Below are 18,248 nucleotides of genomic sequence, written 5' to 3' on the forward strand. Positions count from 1 at the left end.
GGCCTGGTGCTTCGCTACTTGCCTTAGGCGAGCAGGCTCGCCAGCGCCGGCGGCAAGCCGGCATTCGTCTTTTGCGGCGGCCGGGCAAAGCTGCCTTCGCGCGCGCTGCCGGCCTGTAGTGCCACCAGCGATTCGCAGTGACGTACCGCGCTGCTGACGCCATCGACCACCGGCACCGGAATCTTGCCCTTGAGCGAGCGGGCCAGCCCCGCCAGCGGCGCACCGGCCACGATGATCACGTCGGCGCCGTCTTCGCGCACGGCTTGCAGGCTCAGTTCTTCGAGCCTTGCCGCGTGATCCTCCTGCACGCTGCCGATGTCGCGCAGGGGCGACTGCAGCGAACGAATGCTGGCCAGCCGCGATGCCAATCCATTGGCGGCGACGCATTCGCGATACCACGCTTCAATCCGATGCGAGATCGCGATGATCGAAAAGCGCTGGCCCAGCAGGCAGGCGCTGGCCAGCGCGGCCTCGGTCATGCCGACCACCGGGACATCGAACAATTCCTTGAGCCCGGCCAGCCCGGGATCACCAAACGCAGCGACCACCAGGCCATCGAACTTGCCCGCATGTTCGGCTGCCGCGCAGGCCGTGGCATAGCCGCCCACCAGCGCCTCGAAGCGCGTTTCGATATAGGCCACGCCGAATGCCGCCGTAGCCATTGTGATACGGGTATCCGGTGCGGCTGTGCGCTGGGCTTCCGCATGGATCAGGTCGGTGACCGACGCGCTGATATTGGGATTGACGATCAGGAGGTTCATGGGATTCAGAGTTCCGGTTGGCCGGCTTCAAGGAACTTGCCGCGGCCTGCGGCGGGCTCCAGGTATTCGCCATTGCGCACGATCATCTCGCCGCGCGAGAACGTGGTCATGGGCCAGCCGGTGACTTCAATACCTTCGTACGGCGTGTAGTCCACCGCATGATGCAGGTTGGTGTTGGCGATGCGCACCTTGCGCGAAGGGTCCCAGAGCACGATATCGGCATCGGCGCCAATCGCGATGGTGCCCTTGCGCGGATACAGGCCATAGATCTTGGCTGGCCGATACGACGTCAGGTCGACGAACTGGTGCAGCGACAGCTTGCCGCGCGTCACGCCATCGAACAGCAGCGGCAGGCGCGTTTCAATACCGGGCACGCCGTTGGGAATATGGTCGAACGGTTGTGCGCTGCCGCCGAGCTTCTTGCCCTCGGGGTCGTCATAGTTGAACGGCGCATGGTCCGACGAGAACACGCTGAACACGCCGTTGGTCAGCGCGCGCCACACCGCGGCCTGGTTCTCGGGGTCGCGCGGCGGCGGGCTGCACACGCATTTCGCGCCCTCGTAGCCGTCGTCACCGGGCAGGCCCATGTCCTCGGCGGTCAGGTACAGGTACTGCGGACAGGTCTCCGCCAGGATCTTCATGCCCCGGCCCTGGGCCCAGCGGATCTGTTCGATGGCTTCCTTGCCGGACACATGCACGATCAGGATCGGTACATCGACCAGTTCGGCAAACGATATCGCGCGATGCGTGGCTTCACGCTCCACCACGGCCGGGCGTGCCAGACCATGGAAGCGCGGCGCGATGCGGCCTTCGCCAACCAGCTTGTCGGTAAGCCACGAAATGCAGTCGGCGTTCTCGGCATGCACCATCACCAGCGCCTTGTTCTGGCGCGCGACATCGAGCACTTCGAGCATTTCGCGATCCGACAGCTTGAGGTCGTCATAGGTCATGTAGACCTTGAACGAGCTGTAGCCCTGGCGGATCAGCGCGGGCAGTTCGTCCTGCAACACGGCCGGCGTGGGATCGGCCACGATCAGGTGAAACGCATAGTCGATCACGGCCCGGCCATCGGCCCGGCGGTGATAGTCGGTCACGGCCGCCTTGAGCGAGGCGCCTTTTTCCTGGGCGGCGAACGGGATTACGGTGGTGGTGCCGCCGCATACGGCCGCGCGCGTGCCGGTGAAGAAGTCGTCGGCCATGCGCATGCCGTCGGGCATGGGCTGGTCCAGATGGCAGTGTCCGTCGACGCCGCCGGGCAGGGCCAGCAGGCCCGTGGCGTCGATTTCCTGCTGCGCGGCGGGCAAGCCGTGGCCTAACGCCACGATCTTGCCGCCACGTACACCGATATCGCAACGAAAGCGGTCGGAGGCGGTGACCACGTCGGCATTGCGGATCACCAGGTCAAGATTGTTGTCTGCGGGCATGGTCATCACTCTCCGATGCTGCTTGCTTACGCCACTTCGCGGAACAGACGGCCCCAGCCCTTCAGGGCGCTGGTGTCCACACCCGCCAGCCGCAGCGACTTCCACACCACGGTGGAGATCGTGTCGTAAAGCGGGATGCCGGTCTCGGCCTCAAGTTCCTCGGCCAGGTGCGCTGCGTGCAGGTTGGTGCAGAACGTGGTGATGGCCTGCACGTTTTCCTTTGCCAGCTCGCGCACCATCTTGCGGATGGTGTCTTCTTCCACTTCGGCGAAGCTGTAGTTCACATGCAGTTCCAGATGGCGTTCGGCCGAAGCGTCGAAGCCGCTGCGCTGGTAGTTGGCGATGATGCGCTGCTGTACGTCGCCGAGGTAGGGCGTGGCCAGGCCAAAGCGGCGCGCACCGGTTTTCTCGAGGATCTCGTTCAGTGCCAGCACCGAGGTGGTGGCGGGAATGCCGGTGGCTTCAGTGATCTGCTTGCACAGCGCCTGATCCTTCTCGAAGCCGAGCCAGCCCGACGACGTGCCGTTCCAGGCAATCACGTCGACGCGGGCATCGGCCAGCAGGCTGGCCGCGGCCAGGATCTTTTCCAGGTTGAACTGGCCCAGCGCCTGGTCACGCAGCGAGATCTCGGTGACGGTAAAGCGCGAGAAATGCGCGCTGACGTTGGGCAGGCCGCTGACCATCGCGCTGGTAATGGGCTCCAGCGCAGTATTGGAAGAGGGCGTCAGCATGCCAAGGCGAATCTGCTTGCTCATGGTTGGTTCTCAAGAGTTGTCGGGCACCGTCTGGGCGCGATGCCTCGGGATGGATATTGGTTTTATTGTTCGAGGTCGGCGCTGGAGGCGGGAAACCTCCAGCCGACTGTTGTCAGACCGGGAGCTTCTTTTCGTAGTCGATGGCCGTGGATGCCAGCAGCAGGCCCACGCCGGCGGCTGCAAAGAACATCAGCGCCAGGAAGTACGAGCCCGTGAACTGCACGATCATGCCGACGATGATCGGCACGCTGATGCCACCGATATTACCGCCGAGGTTCATCACGCCGCCCAGGAAACCGATCTTGTTGCGGGTGCCGAGGATCGACGGGATGCACCAGAACAGGCCGCACCAACGCAGGAAGAACAGCGTGGACGACAGCAGGGCCACCACCACCACCGGATTGGTCACGTAGGCCACCGAGAAGATCGAGACCGTGGCCACCACGGCGGCGATACCGAACAGCGTACGCATGACCACGTTGGGTCGGCCGCCGGCTTCCTTCCACTTGTCGGCAATCCAGCCGCCAATCAGTTCGCCGATGAAGCCGCAGAAAAAGATGATGAAGCTGGCGCCGCCCATGGCCTTGATGTCGAAGCCGTGCACCTTGTTCAGGTAGTTGGGCATCCAGGTCAGCAGGCCATAGAACACGGTGTTGAAGCACATCCAGCCAATGGCCATGCACCAGACCGAGCGGTACTTGAAGAAGTCGAGCGAGCGGCCCGACAGGTTGGCCGGTTCGGCGCGGTTTTCGTTGGCCTGGGCTTCCTCGATATAACGTGCTTCGAGTTCGTTGACGCCAGCATGTTCACGCGGTGAATTGCGGATGTACCACCAGGCCATCGCACCGGCAATCACGGTGCCGACGCCGGCCACCACGAACGCCAGGCGCCACGATCCAAGCGAGGCGATCAGCCACGTAATGATGATCGCGCCCAGTGCCGCACCCAGCGGTGCGCCGCCATCGAGCAGCGTGGCACCACGGCCGCGTTCGTTCTGCGTCATCCAGATTGCATTGAGCTTGCCGCCAGCCGGGTAGATCGGTGCTTCGGCAGCGCCAAGGCCCAGGCGTGTCAGCAGCAACGCGGTAGACGTGGTGCAGACCGCGGCCAGGGCCTGGAACGCGCCCCAGAACACGGTGGCGCAGGCAATCACGATACGCGGCTTGTACTTGTCGGCCAGCATGCCGCCCGGCACTTGCATCAGCGCATAGGTCCAGAAGAACGAACTCAGGATCAGCCCCTGCATGGTGGGGCTCAGGTCGAATTCCTTGGCGATCAACGGCATGGCTACCGACAGCGAAGCGCGGTCGATGTAGTTGATCGCAATCAGGAACAGCATCATCAGGAAGATCTTCCAGCGGACGCCGCTGCGCGTGGCCGACATGGTTGTGGCCTGACTTGTGGTGGACATGACGGGGGGTCTCCTTTGCTCCTTGGTGCTGCGTTTCGAGGCTTTCTGTTTGAGGTGTCGCGCAACTGGACGCAGTATAGGATAAGTAATCTGTAATTACAACGCTTGTAAGTTGTTGATTTATATAGATAGGGTAAGCACCAATTTTGGGTGTGATAGTCTTCGTTTCAGTGCAATTTCCCCATCCTGGTGATGTCCGTGACACAAACGCTGCCCAAAACCGCCCGACTCCGCACACTTGGCATGTCCGCCGAGATCGCGGCGCGGCTGCGCACCATGATTCAGGAGGGCGAACTTCCACCAGGGGTGCGTATCGACGAGAAGGCGTTTTGCGATGCGTTCGATGTCTCGAAGACGCCGCTGCGTGAAGCGCTCAAGGTGTTGGTGTCCGAAGGGCTGGTGCTGCATCGCCAATACATCGGCTATCGCGTTGCGCCGCTGGACCTGAACGAATTGCGCGAGACGTTCGAGACGCTGCATGGCCTCGAAGCGCACGCCGGAGAACTGGCTGCGCTGCGCATCGGGGACGCGGCGCTGACAAAAATCGAGCGCAAGCATCAGGCGATGATCGATGCGCACGCCGCGAGCCGGCGCACCGATTACTTCCGCATCAACCAGGAGATCCATCAGCTGATCATCGATAGCGCGGACAACGCCGTGCTATCGGGCATCTACGCCATGCTGATGAGCAAGGTGCATCGCGCCCGCGGGGCGGCCAACGCCGACCTGTTGCGCTGGCAGGAATCGCACGAGGAGCACGAGGACATCATGGCCGCGTTGCGCGAACCCGGCCGCCCGCGCCTGGCGCAGATCCTGCGCGAGCATTCCGAGAACACCGCCAGGGAAGTGCTGCGGGTTGTCGAGCTGACGCTGGCCGAACCGGCAGCGCAGGCCGCCAACACCCCGCGCCGCCAGCTGGCCCGGGCGAGCTAGCCGCTCACACCAACCAGCCTCAAAGCATCGACTTGCCCTGCGCAAGAATCTTGTCGCAGACCTGCTTGGTGACTTCGGCTTTCAGGCCGCTACTGCTGAGATCGAACTGCTTGCCGTTGCTGGTGGACAGGATGCCGCGCGAGCCCTCGCCATAGCCACTGTCCTTGGTGCCGCCCGACACAGAGCCGAGCAGCTTGTCTTTCACCGCGGAAGTCGCCGAGTCGGCATTCAGGTAGTTGTTCTTGACGCAGTATTCGATCACGCCGGCCGCATTGCCGGCGCTGCCGGAACTGAGCGAGGACACCGACAGCCCGCCCAGGTTGCCCAGCGCACCGGTGGCGCTCTGGCCGGCGCTGCCCGACGACAGTGGCGACGATTTCATCAGGTCGCCAAGCTGGGCGTTGGCGATGCCGGTAAAAACGATCAGGGACGCGGGTACGGCAAGCGTTAGCGTGCGACGCAACGTGGCGGAAACGGTGAACACGGCCATGGGAAGACTCCTTATGCGGTCATGCCTTGAATGGCCTCCTCAATATACGCGTGTGGCGGCGCCTGAGATGTGAAGGTTTTTTGCATCGCGATGCAGCATCATGTGGCAAACCTGCGCAAGCCTGCCGTTCGCGACGCCGTGACGGCGGTTCACGACATTTCCCGAGTAACTCCCGACAATTCCCTTGACCTGGCATCGCCCGCCATCTTCAATACCCCAAACTAAACAGTGATCAGATGAATGGGGAGGCCGATGTGGATCCACGACAGGACGCGGGCACGGTCACGAAAATGCCGCTGGGCATATGGTCCACCGGCAACTACGCGCCGGTGCAGCGCGAGATCGAGGCTACCGGGCTGTCGATCGATGGGGCTCTGCCTTCGGGCCTGAGCGGGACCTTGTACCGCAACGGCCCGAATCCGCGCTATCCGACACCGGCAACCCACTGGTTTGGCGGCGATGGCATGATCCACGCCATTTCCCTGGCCAATGGCCGGGCCGCGTATCGAAACCGCTGGGTGCGCACGCCACGCTGGATCGACGAGGATCGCGCGGGCCGCGCGCTGTTTCGCACCTTCGCTGGCAAGGTGCCCGATGCACCCGAGTGGGCTGGCACCGACAGCGGCGTGGCCAATACGAATATCGTCTGGCATGCGCACCGCTTGCTGGCGCTTGAAGAGGGGCACCGGCCCACGCAGCTGTCCGCGGCAACGCTGGATACCGTTGGCTATGCCGAGTACGGCGCGCAGCAAGGCCCATTTACCGCCCACCCGAAGATCGATCCGCACACCGGCGAGATGTTCTTCTTCGGCTATAACGCCGATGGCCTGTTCACACGCGGCATTAGTGTCGGGACGATCGATGCAGATGGTGGCCTGGCCCGCTACATGAAGTTCGAAGCCCCGTATTGCAGCATGGTGCACGACTTCATGATGACATCGCGGCATCTGCTGTTCCCGATCCTGCCGCTGACCGGCAGCCGCGAGCGTGCGGAGCAACGCCTGCCGGCCTATGCATTCGAGCCAGAACGGCCAGCAATGATCGGTGTGATGGCGCGCGATGCTGCGTCGCCGGTGCTGCGCTGGTACGAAGGTCCGCCGTGCTACGTATTCCACGTGCTCAATGCATGGGAAACCGATAACGCGATCATTGCAGACGTGATGGCCTATGACGAAGCGCCGCTGTTTCCGCGCGCGGATGGGTCGTCCGGCGATCCATCGCGCCAGCAGGCATTCCTGACCCGCTGGACCTTTGATTTGACGCCCGGCTGCAAGGTGTTCACCAGCCAACGGCTGTGCGACATTCCCGGCGAATTCCCGCGTATCGACGATCGGGTGGCAGGGCGCAGGCATCGCCACGGCTGGTTTGCCGCGAGCCGGCCAGGGGAAGACACACTGGGCGGACTGGTGCACGTTGATGCTTCGGGTGCTGCGGAGGGCGGGCAGCGCGAGTACTGGTTGCCGCGTGGCGACATCACCTCGGAGCCGGTGTTCGCTGCCCGGGGCCAGCAGGAAGGTGATGGCTGGATTCTGGCGGTGGTGTGGCGCAGCGCATCCAATACCAGCGAACTGCTGGTCTTCGAGGCATGCGACATCGCGGCCGGCCCGCTCGCGAAGGTGGCGTTGCCGCAGCGCGTGCCATTCGGCTTTCATGGCAACTGGGTGGAAGGGGAACTCGCATGAGCAAGCTGCTGCGTGTGGCATGGCCAGTCATTCTGGATACGCTTGGGGTGCTGGTCTTTGCCGTGCTGATGGCGTTGAAGGTCGATCTACGGATCGCCACGCTGGCGGGATTGACCGTGGCGCTGGCCGTGGTAGGCCGGGAGTTGCTACGCGGCCATCGGGTGGCCGTGCTGCAATGGATCAGCCTGGCATCGGTGGTGGTGTCGTCCGTCGCCACCTGGCTGACCTCGGATCCACGCTTTGTCATGGCCAAGCCCAGCGTCCTGTTCCTGATCATTGGCCTCGTCATGCTGCGCAAGGGCTGGATGAACCGTTATGTACCGGCCGAACTAGTGCCGCGCATCCAGCCGGAAATGACGCGCTTCGGGTATGCGTGGGCCGCGCTGATGCTGGTTTCGGCCGTGCTGAATCTGGTAGTGGCGGTCTGGCACACCACGTCATGGCCGGTATTTATCGCGATCTATCCGGCTGCGTCCAAGGCCGTGCTGTTCTGTGTGCAGTATGCCGCCGTGAAGATGGCATTGCGCAAGCGTCCCGCCACCGCGCCTGTCGCCGCGCCGCAGGAAACCCTCGACAGCGGCATCGCCATGTAGGATCGAGTCCTGGTTTTGCTTTTGACCTTCTGAAGCGAAATGTCACGCCGACCACCCAGGAACGCATCGGGCGGTGCCACCAAGCCTGAAGGGCAGTGGCACCATGGCGACTTGCGCGCTTCGCTGATTGCGTGGGGCCTGCATCTGCTCGACACCGAGGGCATCTCGGCCATGAGCATGCGCACGGCCGCCAGGCTTGCGGGCGTGTCGCCCGGTGCGCCGTCGCATCACTTCCAGGATCGCAATGGCCTGTTGGCGGCGATTGCGGCGCAGGCATTCCGCGAGCTCAAGGATTTCCGGAGCAGCCGGGCTGCCCGTTTGCCGAACCAGACGCCGGCCGACCGGCTACGCGGCCTGCTGGTCGGCTATGCCGAATTCGCGCATGCGTATCCGGCGCGCTTCCATCTGATGTTCGGCCCGGCCATCGAACGCCGCAGCGAGTATCCGGAACTGGTGCAGGCCGCGGGAAACTCGTTCACACGTGTACGCGATGCGGTCGCGGCGTGCCTGGACGGTCGGGACGCGGCCAATCTGTCGGAAGAAAAACTCGCCTTTGCGGTGTGGATCGCCGCCCACGGGCTGGCAACGATCACCGCCAGCAACGAGCGTATATCGGCCATCTCCGCGCAGCCGCTCGACGTCGACCAGATGGCCGACGTGGTGGCCGAATTCTGCCTTCAGGCGCTACGTGCATGCTCGCAGCCGGCAGGTTGAGCGAGGTTGGTGCGTTGCATCACGTGTCGGCGTGACACCGACAGCCATATCGGACTCTGCAGGGTAGGATAAGGCGCTTCGTGCCGGGGATGGCCTCGGCGCGCGGCCGCCCGTCATTTCCGTTCCCGACCGTATGTATTCGTCCTCCATGCAACGATTTCTGTTCGGCACCATAGTCGTTCCGGTGGCGATCGTAGTGGTATTCGGGATCGACGCGCTTACACCGCTAGGCATCGCGTCGTGGTTGTTCTATCTGGTTCCGGTTTGCATGACGCTGTACAGCGCCGATCCGCGCCTGCCGCTGATCTCGGCCGCGGCGGGAACGGTGCTGATCGGCATCGGATATGTAATTTCACCGGTCAGCAACGTCAATCCGGTCTTTGCCATCATCAACCGCAGCATTGGCGTAGTCATGCTGTGGTTCCTGGCGGTGGTGGTGTATCGCTATATCGTGGCCCAGCTTGCCACGCAACGCGCGGTCTGGCTGCAACTGGCGCAGGTGAGCGTGCATCAGGCCGTTCGCAACCCGCAGTCGGCCGGCAATGTCGGCGATGCATTGGTGCGCGCGCTGGCCCAGGCACTGGATGCGCACGTAGGCGTGGTCTACCAGCGCGATGGCGACCAGTTGCGCCGTGTGGCCGCCTGGGCGCTGGCCAACGACGCAACCCTGCCTTCGACGCTGGCACCGGGCGAGACGCTCGCCGGCCAGGCTGTGGCGGAAAACCGCGTCATCGCGCTGGGCGGGCTGCCTGCCGGGTATCTGCAGGTGGCCTCGGCGCTGGGCCGCACGACCCCCAATGAGATCATTGCCGCACCGCTGACATCCGAGGGCGAGGTGATCGGCGTGGTCGAACTCGGCTTCGTTACTACGCGACGCGACACCGCGGACGCGGTGGAACTGCTTGAACGGATTGGCGAATCGGTTGGCATGACCCTGCGCGCGGCCGCCTATCGCACACGGCTGGAAACGCTGCTTGGCGAAACGCAGCGCCAGAGCGAGGAACTGCAGGTCCAGCAGGAAGAGCTGCGTGTATCCAACGAGGAACTGGAGGAACGCGGGCACGCGCTGATGGATTCGCAGGCCCGGCTCGAAGCGCAACAGGCTGAACTGGAGCAGACCAACGTCCAGCTTGAAGAGCATGCCCAGCGCCTGGAGGCACAGAAGCGCGAAATGCTCGTGTTCCAGACGGACCTGGCGGCCAAGTCGCGCGATCTGGAGCGATCGAACCAGTACAAGAGTGAGTTCCTGGCCAATATGTCGCACGAGTTGCGCACGCCGCTGAACAGTGCACTGATCCTGGCCAAGCTGCTCCAGGAGAACAAGGAAGGTACGCTGACCGGCGAGCAGGTACGCTACGCGGCCACGATCCACGACGCGAACACCGACCTGCTGAACCTGATCAACGACATCCTGGACCTGTCGAAGATCGAAGCCGGACACCTCGTGATCGAAGCCGAACCGGTAGAGTTGCGCAAGCTGGCCGGTACGCTGGAGCAAATGTTCGGTCCCATCGGGGCGCAGAAGGGCCTGACGTTCCGGGCCGAGTTCATGCCGGGCCTGCCCGACGCCATCGTGTCAGACGGCCAGCGGCTGCAACAGGTACTCAAGAACCTGCTGTCGAACGCATTCAAGTTCACCGCGGAAGGTTCGGTAACGCTGTCCATGGCAACCCAGGGCGAGGATGCCTTGCGTTTCGAAGTGCGCGACACGGGCATCGGGATTCCGAAAGACAAGCAGCAGGTCATCTTCGAGGCATTCCAGCAGGCCGATGGCACCACCAGCCGTCGCTTTGGCGGCACGGGCCTGGGGTTGTCCATTTCGCGCGAACTGGCGCGGCTGCTTGGCGGCGCCATCACGGTGGCCAGCGAACCGGGGCAGGGCAGTGTATTCGCGCTGACCGTTCCGCTGACGCTGGTGGCCGATGTGCCGGCACCAGCGATGTCTGCGGTGCCGCAGATAGCGCCGCCCGTGGCGGTCCCGGTTCCCGCGCCGATGCCGATGCCGGTACCGGAACCGGTCGAGCCAGCCTCGCGCGGTTATCCGACGCCGATTCCCGACGACCGCGCCCAGCGCACGCGTGGCAGCCGACTGATTCTGGTGATCGAGGACGACATCGACTTCGCCGGCATCCTTTACACGCTGGCCCACGAACTCGATTTCGACTGCATCCATGCCACCACGTCCGCGCAAGGCCTGGAGCTCGCGCGCCAGCATCAGCCATGCGGCATCCTGCTCGACGTGGCGCTGCCCGACCAATCGGGCCTGACGTTGCTGGACTGGCTCAAGCGCGATCCCACCACGCGCCATATTCCCACGCACCTGATATCGGTCGGCGACCATGCCGAGGCCGCGCTGCATCTTGGCGCGGTGGGCTACACCTTCAAGCCAAGCGAGCGCGACAAGCTCGCCATGGTCATCCGCGGGCTTGAAGCGCGCATGACGGCGGGCCAGCGTCGCGTGCTGGTCATCGAGGACGACCCGACGTTGCGCGAAAGCATCCGCGCGTTGCTGAAATCGCTGGATGCGGAGATCGTGACCACTGGCACGGTTGCCGGTGCGGTCGACGCGCTGAACGGGGCGCCGTTCGATTGCGTGGTGCTGGACATGGTGCTGCCCGATGGCACCGGCCACGATCTGCTGGCCCGCATGGCCGAGTCCGATACCGGCGCCATGCCCCCGGTGATCGTCTACACCGGCCGGCAGTTGTCGGCCAATGATGAGCGGCAACTGCGCCGGTATTCGAAGTCGATCATCATCAAGGGTGCGCGTTCGCCAGATCGCCTGCTCGACGAGGTGACACTGTTCCTGCACAGCGTGGAGTCGTCGCTGCCGCCCGAACATCAGCGCATGCTGCGCGCCGCGCGCAGTCGTGACGACGCCTTCGACGGTCGCAAGCTGCTGCTTGTGGAAGACGATGCGCGCAATATCTTTGCGCTATCGAAAGTCATCGAGCCGCTTGGCGCCACGGTGGAAATCGCCCGCAGCGGGCGCGAGGCGCTGGACCTGCTGGAGAAGGTCCGTGACGTGGACCTCGTGCTGATGGACATCATGATGCCCGAGATGGACGGCATTACCGCGATGCGGCATATCCGCCAGATGCCGGAATACGCGCGGCTGCCGATCATCGCGTTGACCGCCAAGGCCATGCAGTCGGATCGCGAAGCCTGCCTGCAGGCAGGCGCCAGCGACTACATCGCCAAGCCGATCGATGTGGACAAGCTGCTTTCACTGTGTCGCGTATGGCTACACGCAAACTGAAGCCGGGTGGCGCCAATGCGCTGGCCATGCCCGATGCGGACGGGGTCTCGCCGCTGCCCGACGCCAACTTCGAGATCGAGCTGGAACTGCTGCTGGAAGCGATTTTCCGCAAGTACCAGCACGATTTCCGCCGCTATTCACGCGCGTCGCTGCGGCGCCGGCTGCAGCAGGCGCTGCACGACCTGGGCCTGGACACGCTCTCGCAGCTGCAGGACAAGATGTTGCGCGATGCCAGGTTGTTCGGTCGCCTGCTGCAGTACCTGACGGTACAGGTCAGCGAGATGTTCCGAGATCCCGGCTACTTCCGTGCGATCCGCGAGCATGTGGTGCCGGTACTGCAGACGTACCCATCGGTCAATGTGTGGGTGGCCGGCTGCAGCAGCGGCGAGGAACTGTGGTCGCTGGCCATCCTGTTCGAGGAAGAAGGGCTTGCGGCGCGTACGGTGTTCTACGCAACCGATATCAATCCGGAGGCGCTGGCCATCGCGCGCGCGGGTGTGTACGATGCGGGCCGCTTGCGCGGCTTTGGCGAGAATTACCTCGCGGCCGGCGGAAAGCGCTCGCTATCGGACTACTATCATGCGGCGTATGGCAAGGCCAAGTTCAACGCACAGCTGATCAGGCAATCGGTGTTTGCGGACCATAGCCTGGCGACGGACAGCGTGTTCCAGGAGGCCCAACTGGTGTCGTGCCGCAACGTACTGATCTATTTCGATCGTCCGCTGCAGGACCGTGTGATCGGATTGTTTCGCGATGCGCTGGCACGCCGTGGCTTCCTGGGGCTGGGCAGCAAGGAAAGCCTGCATTTCAGCGCGCATGCCCAGGATTTCGAGCCGGTGTTGCCGCAAGAGCGGCTTTACCGCAAGTGCTAGAGACTGCCATGAAACCGGCGAAGCGAGCTTGCAGCGGTGTGGTGATCGGCGGATCGGCCGGTGCCATCGAGGCGCTGAATGCGCTGTTGCCGATGCTGCCGGCGCAGTTCCGGCCTCCCGTAGTGGTGGTCATGCATCAGCTCGCGTCGACGCCAAGCCTGCTTCCGGAACTGTTCAAGGCACGCTGCGTGCTGCCGGTGCACGAAGCGGAAGACAAGATGACGCTCGAATCCGGGCACCTTTACCTGGCGCCGCCGGACTACCATTTGCTCGTGGAGCAGGACCCCGATACGCCAGCCGTGATGCGCCTGGCGCTGTCGGTGGAGCCACCGGTGCGGTTTTCCAGGCCATCGATCGACGTACTGTTCGAGTCGGCGGCCATCGCCTGGCGTGAACGCGCGTTGGGTATCCTGCTGTCAGGCGCCAACGACGACGGCGCGCGCGGGCTGGCCGCGATTCGGGCGGCCGGTGGCACCGCATGGGTGCAGGCACCGGAAAGCGCGGCGGTGGAAACCATGCCGCAAGAAGCCATTGCACGCGGTGCGGCCGACCGCGTGTTGAATCTGGAAGCCATTGGCCGCGGTTTGGCCCGCATTACAGAATGACCATTACCATGCATGCTCCCGTCAAGATCCTCGCAGTCGATGACATAGCCGCCAACCTGACGGCGCTCGATGCCGTCCTGGCCAAGCCCGACGTGGAAATCCTCCATGCGAGTTCGGGTGCCCAGGCACTGGAGATGCTGCTCGAACATGATTTCGGGCTTGCCATCCTCGACGTGCACATGCCCGAGATGGACGGCTTCGAGCTAGCCGAACTGATGCGCGGCAGCAAGCGCACGAGCCACATTCCCATCCTGTTCCTGACGGCTGCCGGCCACGACAGCCAGCGCGCGTTTCGCGGCTATGCCACAGGCGCGGTGGACTTCCTCTTCAAGCCGGTGGATGCACGCGTGCTGGCCGCCAAGGTCGACGTGTTCGTACAACTTGCGCGCCAGAAGCAGCAACTGGCCGAGCAACTTCAAACCGCCGAGCAGTTGCTGAAGACCAACGAGATGCTGATGGCCGTACTGGCACACGACCTGCGCACGCCACTCTCGGCCATCATCGCCTCGGCATCGTTCCTGGGCCGCTTCGGCGCGGAAGAGAAACTCAAGCCGGCGACCGAACGCATCACGCGCAGCAGCCAGCGCATGGCGCGCATGGTCGACCAGCTGCTGCATGTGGCACGCTTGCATGGCGGCCGCGTAAGCCTGATGCCGCAGGAAGCCGATCTGGGTGCCATCTGCGCGGCGATCGTCGACGAATGCGCAGTCGCGCGTGGCCAGACCCGCTTGGTACTGGAGAGACAGGGCGACACCCAGGCCAGTCTCGATCCGGACCTGATGGCCCAGGTAGTTCAGAACCTCGTGGGCAACGCGTTGCAGCATGGCGATCGTGACGCCCCGGTGACGGTGCGCGTGGATGGCACCGACCGGAACGATGTCGTGATCAGTGTGGAGAATGGCGGCGCGATTGCCGACGCACTGCTGCCGCACATCTTCGATGCTTTTCGCTCGGGAGAAGGAGCCGCTTCGGCGGGCAATGGCAATTCGGAAGGGCTTGGACTCGGCCTGTATATCGCGCGCGAACTGGTGTCGTTGCACGGCGGCACGATTTCGGCCACCTCCGATGCGGCGCGAGGCATCACGCAGTTCACGATACGCATGCCACGCGAATGCCGGAGCGCTCAGCGAAGCATTCGGGCCTGAGCGGGGAAGGGTACGCCCATGCAGGATGCGTGCCATGCCTGGCGCGCGATGCGGGGTTCCTGGTGCAATGCCGAAGCCTCCATGCTCCAGCGTCCCGTGCACCAGGAACCGTACCGCTAAGACAAAGCAACCGATCGACTTACTTGCCGGTTCCCTTCATCAGGTTCTTGGCTTCCTCGATATTCTGCTCGGCGCGTTTCGTGATCACGGCCAGCGCCTCGGCCTGCGATTTCTGGGCCATTTCCGCCAGTTCACGCATATTGTTGAATGCCGTCTGCAGGCCTTGCTGAACGAATTCGCCTTGCTTGGCCATGGCTTCGGCCGGATTGCCGCCGGCGGTCATCTTCTGCGCCGCGGCCTGCAGTTCCTGCATGCTCTTGCTCAGGATCTCCGTCTGCTTCTGCACCAATGCCTGCATCCCTTCATAGGCAACCTTGTTTGCCTCGGTGATGGCTTCGATATCCTTGCGCCGTGCTTCGATCACCGAAGCCATATCAACGCCGGGGAGCTTGTACTGTTCCAGCAACTTCGTGAAATCGGTGAACGGATTGGGCGAGGTAGCCATGGCGCAACTCCTTGTCAGGGGGTAGGGGAAGCAGGAAGCGGGCCCGCGCCGGACCACGGCTGGTGCAGTGCCGTCGCCGCGCGGTGCCCCTAGTGTAGCGCGTTGCGCCCGCCCGGCGACCATACCGGAGGATAAGATCGGCAAATCCGTCCCGGCCGGCATGCCGCGCGTCCCGCTACGGCAGCAAGGTTTGCAGCGCCACCCTGGCGTCATGCCGCAGGCGCTCGATATCGAGGCCCACGATCGCACCGTCGCGCACCACCTGTCGGCCGCGCACGAACACATCGCGCACGGGCGTGGGTTCGCCTGCCGCAACCGGGGCCGTGGCGATGTCGTGAAAGCCCGCGAAGCGCAGACCGGTGACATCGTAGAGAACCAGATCCGCGGATTGGCCGGGCTCCAGCGTGCCCACGCCGGGCAAGCCCAGTACCCGTGCGCCGCCCGCCGTGCCCCAGTGGAGCACCTCTTCGACACGCGTTTGCGCGGCGCCGCCCAGTGCACGATGAATCAGCCACGCAAAGTTGGCCTCATGCACCATGCTGCCCGATTCATTCGACGCCACGCCATCGACACCGATCGACACCGGCACGCCTGCATCGGCCATGGCCCGCACCGGGGCAATGCCGCTACCGAGCCGCGCATTGCTGACCGGGCAGTGCGCGACGCCGGTGCCAGTCTGGCCCAGCATGCGGATCTCGTCGCGGGTCACTGTCACCAGATGCGCGAACCAGACATCGGGTCCAAGCCAGTCATGATCCGCGACGAATTGCACCGGCGTGCAGTGGTACTTTTCGGCGCAGAAGCGTACGTAGTTGTCGGTTTCCGACAGATGCGTATGCAGGCGCAACTGCATGCCGCGCGCGAACGCCGCAACTTCGCGCAGTACCGAGGGCGGTAGCGAGAACGTCGGCGTGGTGGGCGCCACAACGACACGCCGCATTGCGTCGGCACTGGCGTCGTGATAGCGCGACTTGAGCCGTTCGATATCGCCCAGCATTTCGTCGAGCGTTTCCGGCACCAGCGCGGTCGCACGCATGCCAGGATGATCGGCCTTCGACTGCACGGCGCCGCCACGGCACAGTACCAGCCGCATGCCAAACTCCTCGGCCACGTCGAACAGCACATCGCCGGTCTCCGCACCATGACCGTGGTGATAGAGATAGTGATGGTCGGCGCAGGTGGTAGTACCGGATAGCAGCAGTTCGGCCATGCCCAGCCGCACCGCCGTGCGGAAGATCTCGGGTGTAAAGCGGTCCAGGCGTGGATATGGCACGCTGGCCAGCCACTGCTGCAGGTCGGCGTTCATCCCGGCCGGCACCGCCTTGAGCAGGTTCTGGAACAGGTGGTGATGGGTATTGACCCAGCCGGGATAGACCACACAACCGGTGGCATCGACCACGGTTTCGTCTGGCTGCGGCAGCAGGCCGGCTGCCAGCTCGGCCACACGGCCATGGCGGATGCGCAGGTCGACCGCACCCGCGCGCGAAGCGGTGCCGGCACGGCCGGTCATCACGGCGGAGGCATTGCGGATCAGCAGATTGCCGGAGGTGGATGTGGTTGTGGATGGCATCGACATGGTTCAGATCTCTGGGGCATGTTCAGCGGCCATGGCCAGTTCGGCGTCTTCTTCGCGCGCCGGAATGCCATTGAGCAGCAGGTTCAGGAATACGGAAACCACACAGGAAATGATCACGCTGCTGTGCACGAAGGGCTGCAGCGCTGCGGGCAGCTTCTCCAGCAGGCTCGGCATGATCACCGGCATCAGCGCGCAGGCCAGTGTGATGGCCACCACGCTCAGGTTCGCGGGCTTGCGCTCGTAGTCGACCTGTCCGAGCGTGCGGATACCTGCTGCCACCACCACCCCGAACATCACGATGGTGGCGCCACCCAGCGCAGCCGACGGTATCGAGGAAAACAGTGCCCCGATCTTGGGCACCAGCGCTACCGCGCAGAGCATCACCCCACACACCGCCACCACCCAACGGCTGCGCACGCCGGTGACGATGACCAGCCCGACGTTCTCCATGAACGCGATAAACGGAAATGCCGCGAACATGCCGCCAATGGCACTGGCCAGGCCGTTGGCGCGCAAGCCGCAGGTGGCCTCGCGCTCGGTCACCGGCCGTTTGACGATGTCCCCGATGGCAACGAAGAGGCCCATCGACTCCACCATCTGCACGACCATCACGATCACCATGGTGACGATTGCACCCGCGTTGAAGGTGGGCATGCCGAAGGCAAAGGGCGTAACCATCGTGAACCACGGCGCCCGCGCAACTTCGTCGAAATTGCCCATGCCCAGCAGCCACGCCGCCGCACCGCCGATCGCGAGCCCGATCAGCACTGCCAGGCTGCGCACCAGGCGACCGCCATGGCTATTGATAAAGAGGATCAAGGCCACGGTACCGAATGCCACCACAAAGAACAGCGGCGAGCCGAAATCCTTCGCGTGATGACCGCCGCCAGTCCACTGGTAGGCCACCGGAAACAGCGACAGTCCCACCGAGGTGATGATGCAACCGCTGACCACCGGCGGAAAGAAGCGCTTGAGCCGGCCGATCACGGGGGCCAGGAACATGGTCACCATGCCCGCCCCGATCACCGCGCCGCATACGCCAGTAAAGCCCAGTGACGGATCGGTGCCGATGGCGATCACCGGGCCCACCGAGCCGAAGGCCACGCCCTGCATGAGCGGCAGGCGCACGCCAAATTTCCAGAAACCCACCGTTTGCAGCAGCGTGGCGATACCGGACGTGAATAACGCCGTGCTGATCAGCAGCGTGGTCTGCGCCGGCGTCATCTTTAGCGCCCCGGCCACGATCATCGGCACGGCAATCGCGCCAAGGTAACTGACCAGCATATGCTGGAAGCCAAGCGACACCATGGCCCGGGCGGGCAGGATCTGGTCGACGGGATGGACGGGGGTAGTCATGGGGGCTCTCCTGCCTTGTCATGAGGTATGCACCCAACTTAGCGATGCGGCGTTCCGGCGCGTAGCAACATTGCGAAGGGGCGCGCACGCAAGCGAAATGGCAGCGG

General features: G+C 64.0%; 16 protein-coding genes. 8 read left to right on the forward strand and 8 right to left on the reverse strand.

Annotation, left to right across the window (positions count from 1 at the left end):
• Positions 1–23: 23 nt before the first annotated feature.
• From ACO550_RS30910 to ACO550_RS30925, 4 genes are all read right to left on the reverse strand, one after another.
• A complete protein-coding gene (locus ACO550_RS30910) occupies positions 24–761 on the reverse strand; it encodes an aspartate/glutamate racemase family protein (RefSeq protein WP_315595686.1) in 738 nt (245 codons plus the stop codon).
• 5 nt (positions 762–766) lie between these two features.
• Positions 767–2,185, reverse strand: coding sequence for a dihydropyrimidinase (gene hydA, locus ACO550_RS30915; RefSeq protein ID WP_315595740.1), 1,419 nt, complete (start codon positions 2,183–2,185; stop codon positions 767–769).
• A 26-nt stretch (positions 2,186–2,211) separates the two neighbouring features.
• Complete coding sequence (locus ACO550_RS30920) at positions 2,212–2,940, reverse strand: maleate cis-trans isomerase family protein (protein ID WP_315595687.1); 729 nt, start codon at positions 2,938–2,940, stop codon at positions 2,212–2,214.
• Between the two features lie 112 nt (positions 2,941–3,052).
• Positions 3,053–4,351, reverse strand: coding sequence for an MFS transporter (locus tag ACO550_RS30925; RefSeq protein ID WP_315595688.1), 1,299 nt, complete (start codon positions 4,349–4,351; stop codon positions 3,053–3,055).
• A gap of 192 nt (positions 4,352–4,543) precedes the next feature.
• Here ACO550_RS30925 and ACO550_RS30930 point away from each other — a divergent pair, with 192 nt between their 5' ends.
• Positions 4,544–5,284, forward strand: coding sequence for an FCD domain-containing protein (locus ACO550_RS30930; protein WP_315595689.1), 741 nt, complete (start codon positions 4,544–4,546; stop codon positions 5,282–5,284).
• Positions 5,285–5,303: 19 nt separating this feature from the next.
• On the opposite strand, the gene ACO550_RS30935 is transcribed toward ACO550_RS30930, so the two are convergent.
• The gene (locus ACO550_RS30935; RefSeq protein ID WP_315595690.1) at positions 5,304–5,774 is read right to left on the reverse strand and encodes a DUF2501 domain-containing protein; all 471 of its coding nucleotides are present in this window, start codon (positions 5,772–5,774) and stop codon (positions 5,304–5,306) included.
• 254 nt (positions 5,775–6,028) lie between these two features.
• Between ACO550_RS30935 and ACO550_RS30940 the strand changes: the two genes are divergently transcribed.
• The 7 genes from ACO550_RS30940 to ACO550_RS30970 all read left to right on the forward strand — a co-directional run bounded on the left by ACO550_RS30940 (position 6,029) and on the right by ACO550_RS30970 (position 14,644).
• Positions 6,029–7,456 (forward strand): carotenoid oxygenase family protein, encoded by a 1,428-nt coding sequence (locus tag ACO550_RS30940; protein WP_315595691.1) that lies wholly within the window; start codon positions 6,029–6,031, stop codon positions 7,454–7,456.
• Entirely contained in the window at positions 7,453–8,049 is a 597-nt protein-coding gene (locus ACO550_RS30945; protein ID WP_315595692.1) for a septation protein IspZ, read from the forward strand. Before ACO550_RS30940 ends, ACO550_RS30945 begins: the two co-directional genes overlap by 4 nt.
• A 39-nt stretch (positions 8,050–8,088) precedes the next feature.
• A complete protein-coding gene (locus ACO550_RS30950; protein ID WP_315595693.1) occupies positions 8,089–8,763 on the forward strand; it encodes a WHG domain-containing protein in 675 nt (224 codons plus the stop codon).
• 148 nt (positions 8,764–8,911) lie between these two features.
• On the forward strand, positions 8,912–12,022 hold the full coding sequence (locus ACO550_RS30955; RefSeq protein ID WP_315595694.1) for a response regulator: 3,111 nt from the start codon (positions 8,912–8,914) through the stop codon (positions 12,020–12,022).
• Positions 12,023–12,048: 26 nt separating this feature from the next.
• Positions 12,049–12,894: a CheR family methyltransferase gene (locus tag ACO550_RS30960; protein ID WP_315595741.1), complete on the forward strand. Its 846-nt coding sequence runs from the start codon at positions 12,049–12,051 to the stop codon at positions 12,892–12,894.
• An 8-nt stretch (positions 12,895–12,902) separates the two neighbouring features.
• Entirely contained in the window at positions 12,903–13,499 is a 597-nt protein-coding gene (locus ACO550_RS30965) for a chemotaxis protein CheB (protein ID WP_315595695.1), read from the forward strand.
• The gene (locus ACO550_RS30970) at positions 13,496–14,644 is read left to right on the forward strand and encodes a hybrid sensor histidine kinase/response regulator (protein ID WP_315595696.1); all 1,149 of its coding nucleotides are present in this window, start codon (positions 13,496–13,498) and stop codon (positions 14,642–14,644) included. The genes ACO550_RS30965 and ACO550_RS30970 overlap by 4 nt, the downstream gene beginning before the upstream one ends.
• 139 nt (positions 14,645–14,783) lie before the next feature.
• On the opposite strand, the gene ACO550_RS30975 is transcribed toward ACO550_RS30970, so the two are convergent.
• From ACO550_RS30975 to ACO550_RS30985, 3 genes are all read right to left on the reverse strand, one after another.
• On the reverse strand, positions 14,784–15,209 hold the full coding sequence (locus ACO550_RS30975) for a TIGR01841 family phasin (protein ID WP_315595697.1): 426 nt from the start codon (positions 15,207–15,209) through the stop codon (positions 14,784–14,786).
• Positions 15,210–15,384: 175 nt separating this feature from the next.
• Complete coding sequence (locus tag ACO550_RS30980; protein WP_315595698.1) at positions 15,385–16,785, reverse strand: amidohydrolase family protein; 1,401 nt, start codon at positions 16,783–16,785, stop codon at positions 15,385–15,387.
• A 3-nt stretch (positions 16,786–16,788) separates the two neighbouring features.
• A complete protein-coding gene (locus tag ACO550_RS30985) occupies positions 16,789–18,141 on the reverse strand; it encodes a solute carrier family 23 protein (protein ID WP_315595699.1) in 1,353 nt (450 codons plus the stop codon).
• Positions 18,142–18,248 lie beyond the last annotated feature (107 nt).

The sequence above is a fragment of the Cupriavidus sp. genome, from assembly GCF_057315035.1.

Coding starts and splice junctions, on each gene's coding strand:
- ACO550_RS30925 (WP_315595688.1), bottom strand. CDS start 4,351: ATGTCCACCACAAGTCAGGCCACAACCATGTCGGCCACGCGCAGCGGC.
- ACO550_RS30985 (WP_315595699.1), bottom strand. CDS start 18,141: ATGACTACCCCCGTCCATCCCGTCGACCAGATCCTGCCCGCCCGGGCC.
- ACO550_RS30950 (WP_315595693.1), top strand. CDS start 8,089: ATGTCACGCCGACCACCCAGGAACGCATCGGGCGGTGCCACCAAGCCT.
- ACO550_RS30975 (WP_315595697.1), bottom strand. CDS start 15,209: ATGGCTACCTCGCCCAATCCGTTCACCGATTTCACGAAGTTGCTGGAA.
- ACO550_RS30920 (WP_315595687.1), bottom strand. CDS start 2,940: ATGAGCAAGCAGATTCGCCTTGGCATGCTGACGCCCTCTTCCAATACT.
- ACO550_RS30960 (WP_315595741.1), top strand. CDS start 12,049: ATGCCCGATGCGGACGGGGTCTCGCCGCTGCCCGACGCCAACTTCGAG.
- ACO550_RS30930 (WP_315595689.1), top strand. CDS start 4,544: ATGTCCGTGACACAAACGCTGCCCAAAACCGCCCGACTCCGCACACTT.
- ACO550_RS30910 (WP_315595686.1), bottom strand. CDS start 761: ATGAACCTCCTGATCGTCAATCCCAATATCAGCGCGTCGGTCACCGAC.
- hydA (WP_315595740.1), bottom strand. CDS start 2,185: ATGCCCGCAGACAACAATCTTGACCTGGTGATCCGCAATGCCGACGTG.
- ACO550_RS30970 (WP_315595696.1), top strand. CDS start 13,496: ATGACCATTACCATGCATGCTCCCGTCAAGATCCTCGCAGTCGATGAC.
- ACO550_RS30955 (WP_315595694.1), top strand. CDS start 8,912: ATGCAACGATTTCTGTTCGGCACCATAGTCGTTCCGGTGGCGATCGTA.
- ACO550_RS30935 (WP_315595690.1), bottom strand. CDS start 5,774: ATGGCCGTGTTCACCGTTTCCGCCACGTTGCGTCGCACGCTAACGCTT.
- ACO550_RS30945 (WP_315595692.1), top strand. CDS start 7,453: ATGAGCAAGCTGCTGCGTGTGGCATGGCCAGTCATTCTGGATACGCTT.
- ACO550_RS30965 (WP_315595695.1), top strand. CDS start 12,903: ATGAAACCGGCGAAGCGAGCTTGCAGCGGTGTGGTGATCGGCGGATCG.
- ACO550_RS30980 (WP_315595698.1), bottom strand. CDS start 16,785: ATGTCGATGCCATCCACAACCACATCCACCTCCGGCAATCTGCTGATC.